Here is a 17,783-nt window from a genome sequence, read left to right as displayed (position 1 = left end):
TTTTTGGGCTGATTTGTGAGAAACAGGCCAAAAACGACTTCTAGTATTCCAATGAGTGAAATTGAAATCAACTCTTCACTCATAACTTTTAACTCTTAACTAATTCTAGATTTTCCTTCCAGTGTTGATGACGTTCACGCCATTGAAGCGGGTGGTGGAAGAGCCATGAGACACAGCACTGCTTTGGGTAGGCTGGCCTTTTCCGTCAAAGAAGGAACCTCCTAAGCGGTAGTCGCTGTCATCGCAGATGGCCGAGCAGGAGTTCCAGAATTCCTGGGTGTTGCTCTGGTAGGCCACGTCCTTCAAAGGCCCCACAATCTTGCCATCCTTAATCTCATAATAGAGCTGACCGCCGAACTGGAAGTTGTAGCGTTGCTGGTCAATGGAGAAAGAACCGTCCCCAATGATGTAAATGCCTTTCTCCACGTCTTTAATCATGTTGTCTACGCTTAACTTCTCTTTGCCCGGCGCCAAAGAAACGTTAGCCATGCGCTGGAACTGCACCGAACTCCAATTGTCAGCGTAGCAACAGCCGTGGGATTCTTTCTCACCGATGATGTGGGCCTGATCGCGGGTGGCTTGGTAGTTGACCAGGGTGCCGTCTTTTACCAAATCCCATTGCTTGGTTTTTACACCTTCATCATCATAGCCCACGGCGCCCAGGGAGCCTACCTGCGTCTTGTCAGCGAATAGATTCACTTTCTGACTTCCGTATTTAAAGTTTTTGCTCTGCCATTTGTCCAGCGTGGCAAAAGAAGTGCCGGCGAAGTTGGCCTCATAGCCCAGTACGCGGTCCAGTTCCAGCGGATGGCCCACGCTTTCATGGATGGTCAGCCATAGATGAGACGGGTCCAACACCAGGTCATACTTACCAGCTAGGACAGATTTAGCGGTTAGTTTCTCGCGAGCTTGCTTGGCGGCGGCCCCGGCGTCTTCCACCATGTCATAGTACTTGCCGTAGCGGGTGGTGATGCCCTGGTACTTGCCCTCTGCTTTTCCGCTCAGGTACTCGTAGCCCATGCCCACCGGGGCGCTTAAGGATTGGCGCGTCTCAAACTTGCCGGTCTTCTGGTCAATGGCGGTCACGTTGAGCACCGGCCAGGTGCGGTGCACGTCCTGGTCAATGTAAGAGCCTTCTGAAGACGCGAAATATTTCTGCTCATTCACCAGAAACAGCGCCGAGTTGACGTAGTTGGCGCCGTTCTTCATAGCGGCGGCGTTGGCGCCTAGCAGCAAATCCACCTTTTCTTTGATGGGTACCTCAAAAGCGTTGCGCTCAATAGGAGTTTTCCAGCTAACCTCACCAAACCCTTTCTGCGGTGCCAGCTGAACTGGCTCTGTCTGCAGTTTAGAGTTCGCTTTTGCAATGGCCACAGCCAGTTCAGCAGCTTTGGCGGCCCCGGCCGGCGAGACGTCATCCATGGACGCGAAGCCCCAGGTGCCGTTGGCAATCACGCGCACGCCAATGCCATAGCTCTCGGTGTTGACGGTATTCTGCACCTTGTCCTCACGGGTAATCACGAACTGGTTCAGGTATCGGCCAATTCTGACGTCGGTGTAGGTGGCGCCTTTAGACTTGGCCGCGTTGAGCGCCGCGTCTGCCAACTGTTTGTGGAAGGCAACGTCTGCCGGTTCCAGCGCCGCTTCGGGCGCAATGTCATGGCCCCACAGCGGAATGGGCAGCATCATAGCTCCCAAACCCAAGCCAGAAAGGTGGAGAAAATCGCGTCTTTTCAAAGTCTAAGAGGTTTATGGTTAGTCCTTTAAATATAAAGTTTTCTCGCACCAATCCAAGATTTTATAGAATGATTTTCATATGTAGAAACAGCAGATAGGTTTAGTGGAGAAAAGTGTCTTTGGTGAAAAGTCACCCTTTAGCGGAGGTAGGGGGAGAATGCTTTTAGTTCTCAGTCTTGAATTTTGGGTTTCTAGTCAAAACAAACAATACTCTATGTGCTTTACCCAGCCCGCTATTTTAGGTATCTCCAAAAACTACCGTTCTACTAATGGTAAGTCCTCCCCCTACCCCCTCCAAAGGGGGACGGAATGCGTGACTCTGGTATTTCTACAAAAAAATCCCGCCCTATTGAAGGAGCGGGATTTTAGGCTATTGGATGGAAAACAGGCCAAAAACGCTATTCGCAATTTAAGACTTCTAGAGTGCCAATAGGCGCGCCCGGCGGAAGGTCTTTGTGCAGTTGCGGTTTCGCGTTGGCAGGCTGGTCCAATCTATTCAGTGCCAGAAGCGCGTTGGCTTTCACGGCATCATCATTGGACTTGGACAGTTTCTTCAGGTGCTTTTCCAGCTCTTCTAGCTTCAAGGCTGAGATGCCACGCACAGAGTAGGCGGCGTTCTCATTCTGGGACAGGGCCAGCAGGTGGGTGAGTACCAGTTGTTGGGTGAGTAACTGCGTCTGGCCAGATAAGCCGTCCTGCTGTTTGGCTTTCCAGGTCTGTTCTAGAATCTGGTCCAAGACTTCCTCTAGGCCCAATTTACTACCTCGGGCTTTCAACTCTACCAAACGGGCGGCGCGCTCAGGATGGAACAGAAAAGATAAGGTGAAATCTGCGGATGCTTCGGCGACGGATAGTGGGTCAAAGGTGAGGCCGGTGCGCTTGTCAAACAATTCCCGCGTTGGCGACCAGCCGGCCGGTCTTGGCGGAATCAAGGCGATAATGTTCTCTGGCAGGGTGAGCACCTTAGGCTGAAGCGTCTCTAGGAGCGCGTCCAAGGCTTTCTGTTGCTCAGCCTCGGGTACTTTCTGCGTAACCAATTGGCCATCGCCCTTGGAGGCATAGGTATAGTTAACCCCACCCACTACTTTGGCCACCGATTCCACTTGGTAGCGGTGGTAGTTGTAAATGGGCACCAGCACGTCTTCCAGCATGGCCATGGGCACGCCGGGCTTTATGTTGTTCAGGCCAAACTGCTGTAAGGCTTTCTCCCTAACCTGTAACACATGATGCAACTCATCAGACGCGTTGGCGCCGTTGTCCCAGAGGTGGGCCTGCGGATGCGCCCCGCCCGGAGAGCGGGCATCACGGTCAGAGATGAATTGCAGTCCTCTCTGGTGACCGGCGCGTAGGAGTTGGTCCAGCGCTTGTTTCTCGTTCACACCCTTCGCGAAGTCCTGGTACCCATACGTCACGGCCAGTTTGTCCCAGTCGCCCATGCCCACGGCGTAGGCATCAGATAAATCTATCTTCCCTTCTGCCGTCAGTTTCACGGTTGGGTGCGGATAGTCCATCACCGATGCGCGGTTGCTCACGCTGGCGGCGTAGTTGTGCATGATGCCCAGCGTGTGGCCCAGCTCATGCGCCGAGAGCTGACGCAAGCGGGCGAGGGCCATCTTCATCATTTCGGGGTTAACGGGTTTGCCTTCCTCATAAGGAGCTAGCAGACCTTCGGCAATTAAATAATCCTGGCGCACGCGCAGAGAGCCCAGGCTCACATGGCCTTTCAGGATTTCGCCGGTGCGCGGGTTGGTCACCGAGGCGCCGTAGCTCCAGCCCCGGGTACTGCGGTGCACCCATTGAATGACGTTGTAGCGCACATCCATGGGGTCTGCGTCTACGGGCAGAATCTCTACCTTGAACGCGTCTTTGTAGCCGGCGGCCTCAAACGCCTGCGCCCACCAGCGGGCACCGTCCAGCAAAGCACTTCTGATGGGCTCGGGCGCGGCGTGGTCTACATAATAAACAATGGGTTTCACAGCCTCAGAAACAGCGGCGCTGGGGTTCTTTTTCTCCAGGCGGTGGCGGGCAATGTAGCGTTTGACAATAGACTCGTCAATGGGCGTGCTGTAATCCATGTACTCAATCCCGAAGTAGCCGGCCCGCGGGTCCATGGCTCTGGGCGTGTAGTTTGTGTCTGGCAATTGAATAAAGGAATGGTGCTGGCGCAGGGTCAGAGCCTCGGTAGACGGAGCTACTTCGCGCACAAAGTTACCGGCATCATCACCGCCCACAAAGGTGAGCGAGGCTTCAAACTCAGTATTCTGCGGGAAGTTCTTGGTGCGGGGCAGATAGAAAGCAGACCGCGAGGCGTCCAGTCTGTAGGAGCCTTGTCGGGCCCGTTTAATGCTCCCCACTACGTCATGGGCGTCTCTCAGCAGAAAGTCGGTGGCGTCTACCAATACGGTTTTGCCATCGGTGGCTTCTACTTTAAAGCCCCACAGCGTGGATTGCGCGAAGGACTGGGCCACGGCCTGCTCCTCGGCGGGATTGCCGTTCATGGCTCTATAGTTCTGATTTGGTTCTACCAATAGCACCTTCGGGCCTACCTTTTGGAAATACACTACGTGCGTACCACCCAACTGTCCACGGTCCAGACCAATGTCATTAGAGCCCAAACCTGCTGGAAGCGAGGAGACATACAGGAACTGCGTGTCTAGCTTGTCAATCTCCAGCAGAATCTTGCCGGTGGCCTCATCCCAGTAAAAAGGAAAGTAGCCGGCAAACTTCTGTAGTCCAGCCGTTTTAGAAGCAATGCCGCCAGGTTTATTCTGCGCTGAAAGCTGTGTGATAGTCAATAAGAGAAGCAGAAAAGAGAGGAGCGTTTTTCGCATGGTTTCTGGAAAGTAGGTCAAAAACGGAATCAGCGAATAAGGTAGGCAATTCAAGACATAGGGGCAAGGCTATGTTCTAGGGATTGAAGCGTTAAGGAACATTTGACGCCCGTAAAAAATATAGCGGTTGTTATATATTTGCGGAAATTCATCAATGCTATGGAAAAGACAGTTCTTCTAGACCGCATGGAGCATCCATCCTCAACCACTCAGGCAACCTCTTGGTGGAGCATACTGGCAGGGTTCCTGCTCATTGCCCTCACCTACCACGGCGGGGAATATGCCATGCGGTTCCATCAGCACGTTCCCCTGTTCCTGGGGTGTATGCTGGCCGTGATACCCGTGGCCAACCTGGTGGCCAAGTGGCAAGGCTTCAAAGGGCTGGGTGCTTGGGGACTGTGCTTTGACAAGCCCTACGCGAAACTGTTTTTGAAAGGCCTGGCCATTGGCTTGGTAGTGTATGCGGTGGCGCTTTGGGCGCGGCTTTGGCTGGGTTTTGAGATACTGGGCCCAAAGCCCGACACCAATGTGCTCATCACGCAGACGCTTATCTTCGCGGCAGGTACGTTTCTGCCGTCGCTAGCCGAAGACATACTCACCAGAGGCTACCTGTTTGGGCACTTCCATAAGCGGATGGGTACCTGGGCCTTGATTCTGTTCTCCGCAGCTATCTACGTCCTGAACCATGTCTATGCCCTCACCGCCGGACCTGAGACCTTGGTCTACCTGTTTGTGCTGGGCGTAATGCTGGCCATTCCGTTGTTGTATACCAGAAATATTTGGTACACGGTGGGCGTGCACTGGGCCGGCAATATCATTTACCGGGTGAGCAATGATGTGCTGTCTGTGCGAACAATGGAATCTCCCTATCCCGCCATGTGGACCTTAACGGGTTTTGTCTTGATTCTAGCGGTCATTAATTATATCGTGACTAGAAAGTTCATTCCTTCAGAAAAGGAGCAAGCCCTGACTTAACTGAATTGGAAAAAGTCGTTTTTGGCTCGTTTTCCAGAAAATAGACTGAAAACGATTCCTATCGCAGAACGCGTTGAATGAAAGGAGGTGCTTATTTTCTAGTGAAGTGCAGTAGAAAGTCTGAGGCGTCTGTCTCATAAAGCGCCAAGGCATCTTTCCTTTTCGCGGTGAAACCGGCGTTGGCCAGAAGGGTAACCAAATTCTCCGGGGAAGGATGAATCTCTGTGTGGAACTCCAGCACTATCTCCTGCACCATGGCTATCTTCTGGCTGGCTATCAATTCCTGGATCACCTCTACCTCCGCGCCTTCAATGTCTAGTTTGAGCAAGGCCACTGGTTCTGTGAGATAGGTAGAAAGCGTCTGCGCGGGAACGGTAACAGGAACAGTGGCGGTACTGGTTGTATAAGCGCCAGCATCCAGTTTGCCCGAGGCGTCTGCGTGCGTGAAGAAGGTGAGCTTACCCGTGGTCCCCGCCAAAGCAGCATTCACCAGCGTTACTTGGGAAAGGTGGTTGTGCCTGACAAACTGTTGCAGGAGTTGAAAAGCCTTTGCATCTGGCTCAAACGACAAGACCTTGGACTCTGGATAGGCTGTTATAAAATATAACACCGACATGCCCAGGTGGCTTCCACCGTCAATGATAAGGGTTTTCTTGCCAAGTATTTCGCTTCTATAAGCATCCAAGACGAAAATCTCCTCAAACTGGTGCAGCAGGAAAACATAGCTGGGGAAGTACACCCGCTTGCCAAACAAAACTAGGGTATTGGTCTCCTTAGTGCCGCCGCCAAACTTAGCCACCCAGTGCGCCTGCCCAATCAATTTGGTGTACGCCCACAGCACCGCCCAGGTGCCACACGCGGGACCCGTAGACAGGATGAGACCATACACTTTCAAATAATGCCGAAGCAGTTTCATGCGATAAGATAGCTACTATAGAAGAATCAATATAGGGGTTCTTCTTTTGGGTCAGGCTTTAAAACTTTGATAGAGAAATTTCTTTCAAAAAAGTTAAAGCCTACATCAATGGTCACTGGTGGTTTATGTTGTCGCACGAATTTAAAGTAGCGGCCATCGGTTGATATTTCTTTTACATTATTTGCATCGTCCTTTTGTAGAATAGGTTCTTCACCAAAAGGTACCCATTGGTTAGTCTCTTCCCCAGAAGGAACCCATAAGTTGTTCTTATAAAATCCCAGCTTAAATCTAGATTGAAATTCCTTTTCCGTTATAGTCCCTTTTCTAAGATAATCCCATAACAAATACCCTTCAGATTGTGACAATCTCAATTTGTTCTCTCCCTGGCTGAAATAGAGAAAGCTGATAGAAGTAGAAAATAACTTATTCCCTTTAGCAATAGGCTTAAGTTGAACAGTTTGATAAAGATTCCTAGCCTCATGTAAAGCCCATCTCAACTCCAAGGGACCGGAATGAGCATAATCTGTAATGGTTTTGTAAATGCTGTCTCCTCTTATAAAGGTGACAGTTAATTCTTCATTGTCGGTGACGCCATCTGAGAAGTGAGTTCCAATGTTAGAAAGGTCCGCTTTTTGAAACTTCTTTTGGAGTTCTAGGTATCTCGCCCGTGAGATTTTGCCATGGTAGGTGCCTAGCTTACTGGTATATCTTTCTCCATAAAAGGTAACCTGTCCATTAGATTCTATCATGGTGCTAGAAATAGGGCAACTACCGTAGCATCCAGAAGTAGACACTATTATTTTATCAAACTTTGGAGCCGTCTCTAAGTTGAAATTCTTCTTTATAAAAGTGCAAACTATTTCTTCAGTGTGAAAAAAAGAAAGTGTGTCCCTATTAAGCTTATAGATGGTTCTGAGTATCCAAGTAGAATCCGTTGGATTGAAAATTCTGAGCGTATCATTCTGCACATGAAAAACAGATTCTGAGCCTATATAAAGTGCGCGTCTTTTACCTGTCTCATTCGGTGCTGTATATTTATAAAATCCGGCTTTTGTGTCCACTAAACCATTTGTCATAAATGTAAATCCAACCTCTGGGATCCCTAATCCTAGGTCTATATCTGAGTAGCCTCCTTTTATGCTAAGGCTATCGATTATTATTTGGTACCCCACAGGTACCCAGTCACCATATAGCTCATCAGGAATCCTTAGGTCGGGTTGTTGCTCTTGGCAGGAGCCTAAAAGCAAAAGAGTGAGCAATAGAAGTGGAATGTGCTTCATGAGGGTCTTAAGCCAGAATTGATTTCAGTTTTCTGGATTTAAGAAGTAGATGCAAGAAAGGGGAGATTCCACAAATAACATAGACCTATACTATTATATCCTGCCGTTTTTGGCCTCCTTTCCAGAAAACAAGCCAAAAACGGCCTAAAGCAAAACCGCCACCATCTCTTTTGCAGAAACAGTGGCGGTTGCCGTACAATAAGAAAGTAGCTTACAAGTTTACTATCCAGGCCTTACGCAGGGCATTCTGCGCAGGAGTTGGGTTAGCGTCCACCTCAAACAGGTGTTTCTGGGTTTCTTGCTTCTCTAGCATTTTCAGGGTCAGTTTCTCTTCTTTGCCGTCTCTCCGGATAGTGACCGCATAAGAATCTCCAATCTTGGTTTGGAAAATTTTAGGAACTTCCTGGTTAGCGTTTTTCAAGGTAACGGCAGTACCATTCACGGCCACCAGCTCATCCCCGTCCTTCAGGCCGGCTTGTTGTTGGGCAGGGTTCACTTTCATGAACACAATCTTTCCTTCAGGCGCGCCAAGGTTATAACCCGGGTCAAAGGTCTTTTTGTCAGAGGTTCTCAAAGGCGTGTACGTGATGCCCAGTTTCCCGAAGTACTCGGCCACCGGCAAGGCCTCGGCGCCTTTTACATATTTGTTGAAGAAATCAGCAATTTCTGGGTGGGTCTTGGCCACGAATATGTTGAAGAAGTCTGCCTCTGGGAACGCTTTGGACGGGCCGTATTCTTTAGACAGCTCATTAATCACCTCGCGCAGACCGCGCTTGCCACCCGACAATTCCAGCAATCTAATGTCCAGCAAAGCCGCCGTAGCCGCGCCGCGGTTGTAGATGTTGCCGTAGATTTTATTGCCCTGCGGGGTGTAAGACGTCAAGCTCAATTCCTGAAGGCTGTAGTTGGTGCCCATCATGTCATTGTTCTTGAGCTTCTGCTGCATGTCTTTGAGGTAGGCAGGCAAGTCAATCATGCCGGCTCTCAGTTGCATCATATCAGAAGCCCACTCGGTGGTGCCTTCATACAGCCACAAGTGCTGCGACGGAGTAGGCGTCTCAAAGTTGAAGCGCTCTATAATCTCGCTATGGATGTTGAGCGGCGTGATGATGTGGAAGAACTCATGCGAGGCGATGTCTGTGATGTTGTGCGCAAACTCAGGCGTCAGGTCACTTTCTTTCATGACATACTCAGAGCTGTACGAATGCTCCCAAGCGCCCCAGTCCTCGTCCTCAAAATGGTATAGGAACGTATAACGGTCTACCGGAAAATTAACGACAAACTTGTGAGCGGCATCCAGCATGCCTGTCATGTTGGTCATTAAATCCTGCGACTTAATCTTGCCCGTTTTGGAATAGGTGTAGATGTCAATGGTGGTGCCATTGAAGTCAGTAGCGGCTTTGGTGAGGTTACCGGCCAGAATAGGAGAGTCTACCAAGTGGTCATAGTTGTTGACAATGTAGTAACCCTTCTTATCCGTTTTAAGGGCAGTGCCCGTCAGCCATTCCTTTGGCGAGTCCAGCTTTAGCTTCATAGGAGCAGACTGCAAGCCTTTAAAGTAGCCGAACACGCCTTGCCCGTTGATGAGCGCGTGGTCCTGCTCCAGAGACGTCCCGCACATGTTGTATACCTTGTTTTTGTCTACCGGCGTGTCCCAGGTTTCGGCAATCTGGTAGGTGATTTTACGCACCTTGTCAGGGCGGCTCAGTTCCCATTGGTTGGTTGAAATCTGCTTGGTGGTAATTTCCTTGCCCTTTTTGTCAAAGGCTTTGAAGTTCTTCACAAATCTACCTATGTCCATGGTCTGGTACGTGCCCGGCGCGGTAGACGCGAACTGGAAGATGTTGTTGGCATCTTTGAGGCCTTTCACATCCAGAGAAACTTTGAACAGGTCATCGGCGCGGTCATTGAGGTTCACCTGGTAGGTGAGTTCGGGGGCTTTGGCGGCCTCTGCCGGCGCGCTGAAAGACAAAAGGGCCAACAGCCCTAGTGCCATGGTAGTGTTTTTCATAGTGTTTTAATAAAGGGATTTGTAGTACAGGAGAAGCAAACGCCTTGGCGAGATTTTCAACTTAGAGCATTTGTCGCAGAAAGGATTGGAATATTACGTGGGTGTTTGCTAAACTTTTAAGGAGTGCTCACAAAATGCCTTTACTCTGCGCTGTTGCTCTCCTTCTCTGGGGCCACAACAAACCAAGATGCAACATAGGCCGTGAACGTACCAAACAATCCTACACCCGCCGTCATTAACACCGCGGCAATCAGTCTCCCTTCTGTAGTGACCGGGAACTTGTCTCCGTAACCCACGGTGGTAATGGTCACATATGCCCACCAAATAGCGTCTTCGGCGGTTTTGATGTTGCTGTTAGGGTCCGTCTCTACCTGTAGAATGGCAATAGAAGAAAAGATGATAAGCAATACCGCCACAATGAAAACCGAAGTAAAAGCTCCTTTCGCTTTGCTTGCAAAGAGATGGTGCAACAGGTGTTGAGTAGTTCTAAAGGCCCGCAGAATTCTGAATATTCGGATGAGCCTCAACAATCTACCGGCCCTCAGGAAGTCTACCATGGGTATGCTGGACACCAAATCTATCCAGCCCCAGCGCATAAACTTTACCTTGTCCTCGGCTCTGTAAAGCCTAATGCAAAACTCAATAAAGAAGAAAGCACAAATGGCGTTGTCTAAGTAGTGGAGCAGGGTAGAGGTCTCCTCAGGCAAGTCATACACCGTGTCTACCACAAGAGAACCCAGCACATATAATGAAAGCACGAAGACGATGATGTTTAGGATGCCCAGTTTGGGTGAAGTCTTCTTGATGGTTGTTGCTTGCATGATATAATAGATTGTTGGACCGTCATTAGATAGCTTGAACTTTGCTAGTAAGTTAACAACCGCAGTACCCCACAAATTTTTGTTCTAATTTCTCTTTCCCCTTTGTGAGAGAGAAGGTTCCTTCAACTTCTGATGTTTCTTCCATTTCTTCGCTAGTAACAGTCTTGGTAATATCTACCTCTATCAGCATAGAATCATTGGCGTAAAGAGTTTTGTTCTTACGCTTTCCCTTGTAGTCAAATGAGTGGATTACTCCATTCAAATTCAACATAGCAATATCACCAGCGTCACGGTAAATGTAATTTCTAGCTTTCTTATCCTCTTTTGAAAGAAAGAATGAACAACCGCACCCAATGAATTCTTCAGGAATTGAGGTGAAGGTCTCTAGCCTCATCAGCCCTTTTTTTTCTAGTAACTCTTCTTCCAATGAGGAACGAGTAGCGGTTGTATCCTTCTTATTGCCTGAAGCTTTGGCAGGGCTGGCAGTAGTTGTAGCTACCTCGGCGTGTTTTCCGTCAGAGCAAGAGAGAAAAGCGAATGCTACTATGCAAAGTAGAAAATGTTTCATTGGTTATGTTCGTGATTTAAATTCGGCAAGAAAACCTAGAGAACTCTGTATTCATAAAACCGACAGAAGGAAAGTAAAGTCGTTTTTAGCCTATTCCCCAGAAAACAGTCCAAAAACGACTTTACAACGTCACCCCAAACTTCTCGCCCAATCCTTCCAAATCCTTGACCACCGGTGGAAGCAATGGAATACCTTCTTTCACCCGAATCGCTTCACACTCCCGTTCTGGGTCGCCGGGGATGAGGACGTGGTGGCCGTCTTTGGCTTTGGAGTTCCGGAAGGTGGTAATCCAGTTGTCCATGTGGTGTTTGAAGTCATCGGCGGGTCTGAACGCGTCTACCCGCATGGCCCCGAAGAAATGCCCGATGCCTTCGCCCACCGGATTAGCCGGCGGAGCCAGGAAACTCACAAACGGCGGCACCCACGGTCCGTAGTTGGCCCCAGATAAAACCGCCGAGAAAATGTCCACCACGGCGCCCAGCGCGTAGCCTTTGTGACTGCCGGTGTCGCCGCCCAGTGGCAAGAGCGCGCCGCCGTCTTTGAGCTCATTGGGGTTGGTAGAAGAAGAACCGTCGGCGGCCTGAATCCAGCCGTGCGGGGCTTCCAGGTTTTTGCGTTGCAGGATTTCCAGCTTCCCGTTGGCGGCCGTGGTGGTGGCCAGGTCGGCGACAAAAGGTGGTTGGGTATTGGCCGGAACCGCCACGGCAATTGGGTTGGTGCCTAAGAGTCTTTCCAAAGAATAAGTAGGGGCCACCAAGGGGCTGGCGTTGGTCATGGCTAGGCCTATCATGTCATGCTCCAAGGCCTTCATGGCGTGGTACCCGGCAATCCCGAAGTGGTTGGAGTTCTTCACGCTCACCCAACCGCTACCCACGTTATGGGCCTTCTCTAGGGCAATTTGCATGGCTTTGGGCGCTACCACCAAACCAAGGCCGCCGTCGCCGTCTACCGTGGCCGTGCTGGGCGTTTCATGCACAATGCGCACGTTGGGCGTGGGGTTGATGCGGCCGGCTTCCCAGAGACGCACGTAGCCCACCAGACGGGCCACGCCATGCGAGTCAATACCCCGTAAATCTGCGGAAAGTAAGGTTTCGGTGGCTAGGAATGCGTCCTCTGCGGGACAGCCAATGCTCAGGAATATCTTCTGGGTGAAATCAAAAAGGCGTTGGTAGGAATACATGCGAACTTCATAAGTAAGAGCGCCAAAGGTAAAGGAAACCTGCAAAAAGTTTATCCAGAAATGCTAGCTTTGATGATTCGCGTGTTAGTATCTCCCAACCCAGCTCTGCCCTTTATGAAAACTCTTCGTGTCCCGCTCTTGTTTTGCGTCCTTTGTTTTTGGCCTGTTTTCCAAATTTTAGCCCAAAAACAAGAATCCTTAACCACCCAGGTGAAAGCCGTCACCGTGTTCCTGAACCGCGCCCAAGTCACCAACGTGGGCAAAGGAATGGTAGATGCGGGCGTCACCGAACTAGTATTGGACGGACTTCCATCCCAGCTAGACGAACGAAGCGTGCAGGTAAATCCTACCGGAAGTGTCACCTTGCTTTCGGTTAGATATGAGCAGAACTATTTAATAGGCTCGCAGAAGCCCCGTGAGACCGAACAACTGGAAGACTCCCTCAAAAGCTACACCGGCCAGATACGCTCCTTGACCGACCAGCGCGAAGTTCTGCAGAAAGAAGAAGCTATGCTCCAGGCCAATCAAAGCATAGGCGGTTCCCAGACCGGCATCACGGCCGCCCGTCTCAAAGAAGTAGCCGACTTCTACCGCGCCCGCTTGCTGAGCATCCGGAAGGAAATGCAAACCGTGGACATACGCCTGGAGATTCTCAAAGCGCGTCAAACCAGATTTGCCAATCAACTCAACACAGTAAGAGTTCAGGGGCAAAAGTCCACGAGTAAAGTGATTGTGGCCGTGAAAGCCACATCTCGTACGCAAGTCGGTTTAGAGGTTACTTACCTAGTGTACAACGCTGGATGGGAACCCATTTACGACATCAGGGCCACTGGTGCCCAAGGTCCGGTACAATTGCAGTACAAAGCCAACGTGCACCAGAACACCGGCGTGAACTGGGACAACGTGCAATTGACCTTAGCCACCACAAATCCAGCAGAAGGCGCACAAAAGCCAGAATTAGAGCCGCAGAGATTGGAAATGGCTCCATTGATAAAACGAAGTGTGAAATTTACCCGCCCTGTAATTAAGAAAGACGAAGAAGTAAGACAGTTGAACGAAGTAGTAGTGACAGGATATGGCGTGACTAGAGATGCCGCCGCTCCAGCTACCAGCACTGCAGATTTCACAGAAGCCGTAGCAACCACGCTGGCCGCCGAGTTCAAGATTGGGATTCCGTTTAGCGTGCCGTCAGACGGGGAGCCGCACACTGTAGACGTGCAACAACACAGCCTCACCACCGCCTACGCTCATACCACCGTGCCTAAACTGGACCCGACCGCTTTTCTGGTGGCGCACCTCACCAACTGGGAGAACCTGAAACTGCTTCCCGGCGAGGCCAATATTTTCCTGGACGGCACCTTCACGGGCAAGTCGGTGATTGACCCAACCCAGACCAAAGACACGCTCACGCTTTCCCTGGGCCGCGACCAAAACGTGGTAGTACAACGCGAGCGCATGAAAGACTTCCAGAAGCGCTCCACGCTGGGCAGTAACATCAAAGAGCAGTTCGGCTATGAGATAAGCCTGCGCAACACCAAAAGCACGCCGGTCACCATCACGGTAGAAGATCAGATTCCCATCAGCACGCACTCAGACATTGAGGTGAGCGAGGTAAACACCAACGGCGGTAAGCTGGACAAGGAAACCGGCAAAGTCACCTGGCTGGTCACGCTCAAGCCCAATGAGACTGTGAAAAAGAATCTCAGGTTTGAGGTCAAGTACCCTAAGAACAATAGAATAAGCGGCTTGTAGCCAACCTCCTTTTTTGGCCTGATTTCCAGAATTCAGGCCAAAAAAGGAAGTTTGTCTTAAGGAATTGTATCTAATAACTTGTATAGTAAATTCCTTGCCCTTGTTGGTGTTATCACCAACAAGCAGAATAGCCTCACTCATTGGATAACTCCAGTCATTGGGTTTGTTGGTGATAACACCAACAAAGGCGACAGAACACGCAAGCAAGCGGCTTGAAAGGAGGTTTCGTTTTTGACCTTATTTTCAGAATTCAAGGCAAAAACGGAACTTGCCGCCACCAATCAATTCAAAATAACTAAGCCCCATCAAGCAACCAGAGAGGCTTCTTTAGCATCTTCTGGATAGAGGTTCACGCTACCGCATTTTCTGGAACGGAATTTGTCTTAGCATGAATATCAGTAAAAGTTAATATTATGAAAGCACGCCTACACTTCCTCGTTTTCACTGCCTTGCTCCTGGTGAGCGGTCAGGCAATGGCGCAGTCTAAGGTTATCTATGACCAAAAGCGCCAGGAAACTCTTTCAATCTCTAGCCTTGATAACCAAATCCTCAATAGAATGGCCGAGGAGATGGAGATTCCGTCTAGACGCGGCAATCGCATTGTGCTACCCATAGAATTTGAACAGCAGGAGCGCATCACCAAAGGCAACGGGCAAATCACTTTGTCAGTGCAGGTACGCAACGTGCGCGTGCGGGACCGGGTGCTGTATAGGGGCTTTGACATGGCCGAGGCGCTAGACCCAAGCGTCATCAGTGCCAAGGTACAGTTGCTGGGCCGCGAGGACAAAGTGTTGCAGACCTTCACTGTGTCTGCCAAAGACATCAGCAAGGAAGGCTCTGCCGATTTGGTGCAGACTACCATCCAAGATACCTCTGCCTTTGAAGGCTATAAACTACGCGTGATTGACCGGGTGCTGGATTTGTCTTCCCGCAACAGAAATGCGGTAAGTGAGCGCATTGCCTTGGTGAAGGAGTATTATGAAATGGACGGCCGTCTGGCGCAATTGTCCAGAGAACTGCAGGCCATCAACCCCAATGACCTAGACTACCTGGCCCAGCACAAAGACCGTCTCATTGCTTTACAAAGCAATCTAGACCGCCTAGAGCGCAAGAACCTAGACCGCGAACTGGACCTGAACCAGCACGACCCTATTCAACTGAGACGGAAGATGAAGGACCTAGCCTATCAGTTCAAGGAACGCGCCCTGGCCTTGGACCAGATGTACGCCCGCCTGCCAGAGATTTTCTACAGCCGTGGTTTAGAAATGGCCATGAACGGAAACCTGCGCGCCGGCCGCGATTTCTTTATGCGCTCCATTCAGGCCAACCCAGCCTTCGCGCCGTCTCATTTGCAGCTGGCTAGACTGGACCTGAAGGAAGGGTACGTGAAAGAAGCCGGCCAACGCACCCGCGACATCTTAAACGGCATGCAACCAGACCCAGAAACCTACCGGTTTGCGCAGGAATTGGCCCTGGACATCCAAAATGATTACGTGCGCGAAGGCGAACGCCTGAACAACCAAGGCAAGTACCGCGAGGCCCTGCAAGAGTTTGAAGACGCCCGTGAGTTCTGCCGAAGCATCTCTAGCCTTCGTTGCCACCCAGAGCTGTGGGACAGGGGCATTGCCCAGGCCAAGAACGGTATCTATGACAACTACCTAAAGGCAGGGCAACAAGCTTTGGCTCAGAAGCAACTAGGCCAAGCAGAGAAAATAGCCCGCGATGCCCAGGCTTTCGCGCAGCAGAACAAAACCGCCATTGGCGATGACATAGACGCCCGCAACTTAATGCGTGAGGTACAGCAACAGTACTACGCCAACTTCATGGCCGACGGCAGAAAAGCCCTGCAAGCCAAGCAGTACAGCAACGCGCTTACCGCCTTTGAGAAAGCCAAAGACAAAGCCCTGGATTACCAGTTGAATGAGCAGGCAGACGCAATTTCATTGACCCGCCAAGCAGCCAAGCCGGTGCTTTTAGCTAAAATTGCCGTGGCTGAGAATCAGGCTTTGGGTAACTTGTTGGCGCAAGCCCGCACCGCGGCCGGAGAGGTGTCTGCTATGCAAGTGAAATACGGCCTGGTAAACGACAAAGACCTGGATGTGAAGTTCAGAGGCTTGAGCCAGCGCATTTTCTCACAAGAATGCCAGAATGCCCAAACCGCCTATGACCAGCATTACAGAACTGCTTTGCAGTTGAGCTCTGAGAAGAAGTTTTACCTGGCCGTCAATGCTTTGGAGGAAGCCATTGCGAGTGCCAGAGATAACAGCGGCTGTGCCATCTCTAGTGCTACCGCAGACGTAGAGTTGACCCGCATTGACGCACCTGCCCGCTATCAGGAGATGTTGATTCAGGTAGATGCCTTGGTGAGTAAAGGACAAATGGCCGAGGCCGTGCAAACCTACCTACAGGCAGGCCAGCAGTACCAGGATGCGGATTTGGTGCGCTTCGGGTTGGTGCATGCGTCTTTGGTGAACTTTGGAGTTCAGCACGCCAACAAAACCTTCATCGCCGAGGTGACCAAATACGCCGCCGCCCATTCAGAACCGGTAGCCGCCATTGACCTGCTCAAGCGCTTAATCGTGCTGGACTACTCTGGTTACAACCTGAACAAGTTGCAGGAACTGGTAGGCGAGCAACTGGCCACCCGTGACGCCCAAGCCAATCCAAAGGCCAACTACAAAGCCCTGGCAGAAACCTACACCGCCGGCAACAAAGACCTGAAAAAGCTGAACAAAGCCTATCAGAAGAAATTCAAGAAACTGACCTAAGCTTATCATAAACAAGAACGGCCTCCTTTACTAAGGGAGGCCGTTCTTGTTTTAAAGCGTTATTCGTTGGTGTTTATTCGAGTTGAATAAAAACTATTCCAGAAATTAGCTCGCATTCCGTCCCCCTTTGAAGGGGGTAGTGGGATGACAATGTAGGCTAGCTATAAACTGCTTTTATTAAAAAGGATTCTCCTCTTAAGGATTGCCCAAACGAGAGTTTGAGGCACCGAGCGGAGCTCAGTAGAGGGGTGTTTTCAAAAGCAAATATTTTCATCAAATAAATCAGCAATGCGCAGGAGACAAGGCAGTGCCTGGTCTCTACAGAATCTGAAATGCGAACCCCCTCATCCTAACCTTCTCCCTGAGGGAGAAGGGACTGAGGTAATCCGTTTTTGACCTGTTTTCTAGGAAAGAGGCCAAAAACGCAATCTTCACTGCTAGCCTGCGCTTTTCTTTAATAACTGCGCGTCTGTGAATTTTTCCTTGAAACGTTCTTCAAGTTTTTTGTCCAGAAACTTCACTATTGTATAAGAGCCATCAAAACAGATAATCTCTATTTCAGATTCTGCTAATAGGAATTGGTCAGGTTCCGTCCAGATTTCTGCATTACAGTCCGCATATGGCAATTCATTTTTCTCTAAGTTGGGAATCTTGCCCCTGATGCCGCAAAACACGCCCCAAATAAATTGGATGTACCTGTTTTCGATTATATCCAAAAGTTCAGGCCCAGCAAATTCTATTCTATCGGATTCATGGTCAAGTTTGTCCACCAGGCTTTTTTCTGGATAATCCAGAAGTGTGTAATCCTGATTGGTCAGAAGCCAATTAAGTGAAGCAAATTCCTTTTTAAATGGCTCAACTATTTCAGTGAGATTTGTATGAAATTCTACTTGGTTGGTGTTTCTAAGGATTAAGGCCATGTTGTAACTGAAGCTGTCTTTTAA

General features: G+C 50.1%; 12 protein-coding genes. 3 read left to right on the top strand and 9 right to left on the bottom strand.

What is annotated here, in order from left to right:
* Positions 1-105: 105 nt before the first annotated feature.
* Both ABD880_RS10020 and ABD880_RS10015 read right to left on the bottom strand, forming a co-directional pair.
* The gene (locus tag ABD880_RS10020; protein ID WP_345165321.1) at positions 106-1,737 is read right to left on the bottom strand and encodes a TldD/PmbA family protein; all 1,632 of its coding nucleotides are present in this window, start codon (positions 1,735-1,737) and stop codon (positions 106-108) included.
* Positions 1,738-2,135: 398 nt separating this feature from the next.
* Complete coding sequence (locus ABD880_RS10015) at positions 2,136-4,568, bottom strand: zinc-dependent metalloprotease (RefSeq protein WP_345165319.1); 2,433 nt, start codon at positions 4,566-4,568, stop codon at positions 2,136-2,138.
* Between the two features lie 159 nt (positions 4,569-4,727).
* Here ABD880_RS10015 and ABD880_RS10010 point away from each other — a divergent pair, with 159 nt between their 5' ends.
* Entirely contained in the window at positions 4,728-5,543 is an 816-nt protein-coding gene (locus ABD880_RS10010; protein WP_345165316.1) for a CPBP family intramembrane glutamic endopeptidase, read from the top strand.
* Between the two features lie 91 nt (positions 5,544-5,634).
* On the opposite strand, the gene ABD880_RS10005 is transcribed toward ABD880_RS10010, so the two are convergent.
* From ABD880_RS10005 to ABD880_RS09980, 6 genes are all read right to left on the bottom strand, one after another.
* Entirely contained in the window at positions 5,635-6,459 is an 825-nt protein-coding gene (locus tag ABD880_RS10005; RefSeq protein ID WP_345165313.1) for an FkbM family methyltransferase, read from the bottom strand.
* A 26-nt stretch (positions 6,460-6,485) separates the two neighbouring features.
* The gene (locus tag ABD880_RS10000) at positions 6,486-7,739 is read right to left on the bottom strand and encodes a DUF6438 domain-containing protein (protein ID WP_345165311.1); all 1,254 of its coding nucleotides are present in this window, start codon (positions 7,737-7,739) and stop codon (positions 6,486-6,488) included.
* Positions 7,740-7,950: 211 nt separating this feature from the next.
* Positions 7,951-9,750, bottom strand: a complete 1,800-nt coding sequence (locus ABD880_RS09995; protein WP_345165309.1) for a M61 family metallopeptidase — start codon at positions 9,748-9,750, stop codon at positions 7,951-7,953.
* A gap of 140 nt (positions 9,751-9,890) precedes the next feature.
* Complete coding sequence (locus ABD880_RS09990; protein WP_345165307.1) at positions 9,891-10,571, bottom strand: ion transporter; 681 nt, start codon at positions 10,569-10,571, stop codon at positions 9,891-9,893.
* 52 nt (positions 10,572-10,623) lie between these two features.
* Positions 10,624-11,139 carry a hypothetical protein gene (locus ABD880_RS09985; protein ID WP_345165305.1) on the bottom strand — a complete coding sequence of 172 codons (516 nt, stop codon included), beginning with the start codon at positions 11,137-11,139 and terminating at the stop codon, positions 10,624-10,626.
* A gap of 121 nt (positions 11,140-11,260) precedes the next feature.
* Positions 11,261-12,319, bottom strand: a complete 1,059-nt coding sequence (locus tag ABD880_RS09980) for an Ldh family oxidoreductase (protein WP_345165302.1) — start codon at positions 12,317-12,319, stop codon at positions 11,261-11,263.
* A gap of 210 nt (positions 12,320-12,529) precedes the next feature.
* On the opposite strand from ABD880_RS09980, the gene ABD880_RS09975 reads away from it, so the two are divergent.
* On the top strand, positions 12,530-14,071 hold the full coding sequence (locus tag ABD880_RS09975) for a DUF4139 domain-containing protein (RefSeq protein ID WP_345165299.1): 1,542 nt from the start codon (positions 12,530-12,532) through the stop codon (positions 14,069-14,071).
* A 413-nt stretch (positions 14,072-14,484) separates the two neighbouring features.
* The gene (locus tag ABD880_RS09970) at positions 14,485-16,839 is read left to right on the top strand and encodes a hypothetical protein (RefSeq protein WP_345165296.1); all 2,355 of its coding nucleotides are present in this window, start codon (positions 14,485-14,487) and stop codon (positions 16,837-16,839) included.
* Between the two features lie 437 nt (positions 16,840-17,276).
* Here ABD880_RS09970 and ABD880_RS09965 read toward each other — a convergent pair whose 3' ends face one another.
* Positions 17,277-17,759: a hypothetical protein gene (locus ABD880_RS09965; RefSeq protein WP_345165294.1), complete on the bottom strand. Its 483-nt coding sequence runs from the start codon at positions 17,757-17,759 to the stop codon at positions 17,277-17,279.
* Positions 17,760-17,783: the final 24 nt, after the last annotated feature.

This window comes from Nibribacter koreensis (assembly GCF_039541795.1).
Classification (GTDB): Bacteria; Bacteroidota; Bacteroidia; order Cytophagales; family Hymenobacteraceae; genus Nibribacter; species Nibribacter koreensis.
The sequence above is the reverse complement of the archived record's forward strand: the minus strand, read 5'-3'. Positions and strand labels throughout refer to the sequence as shown.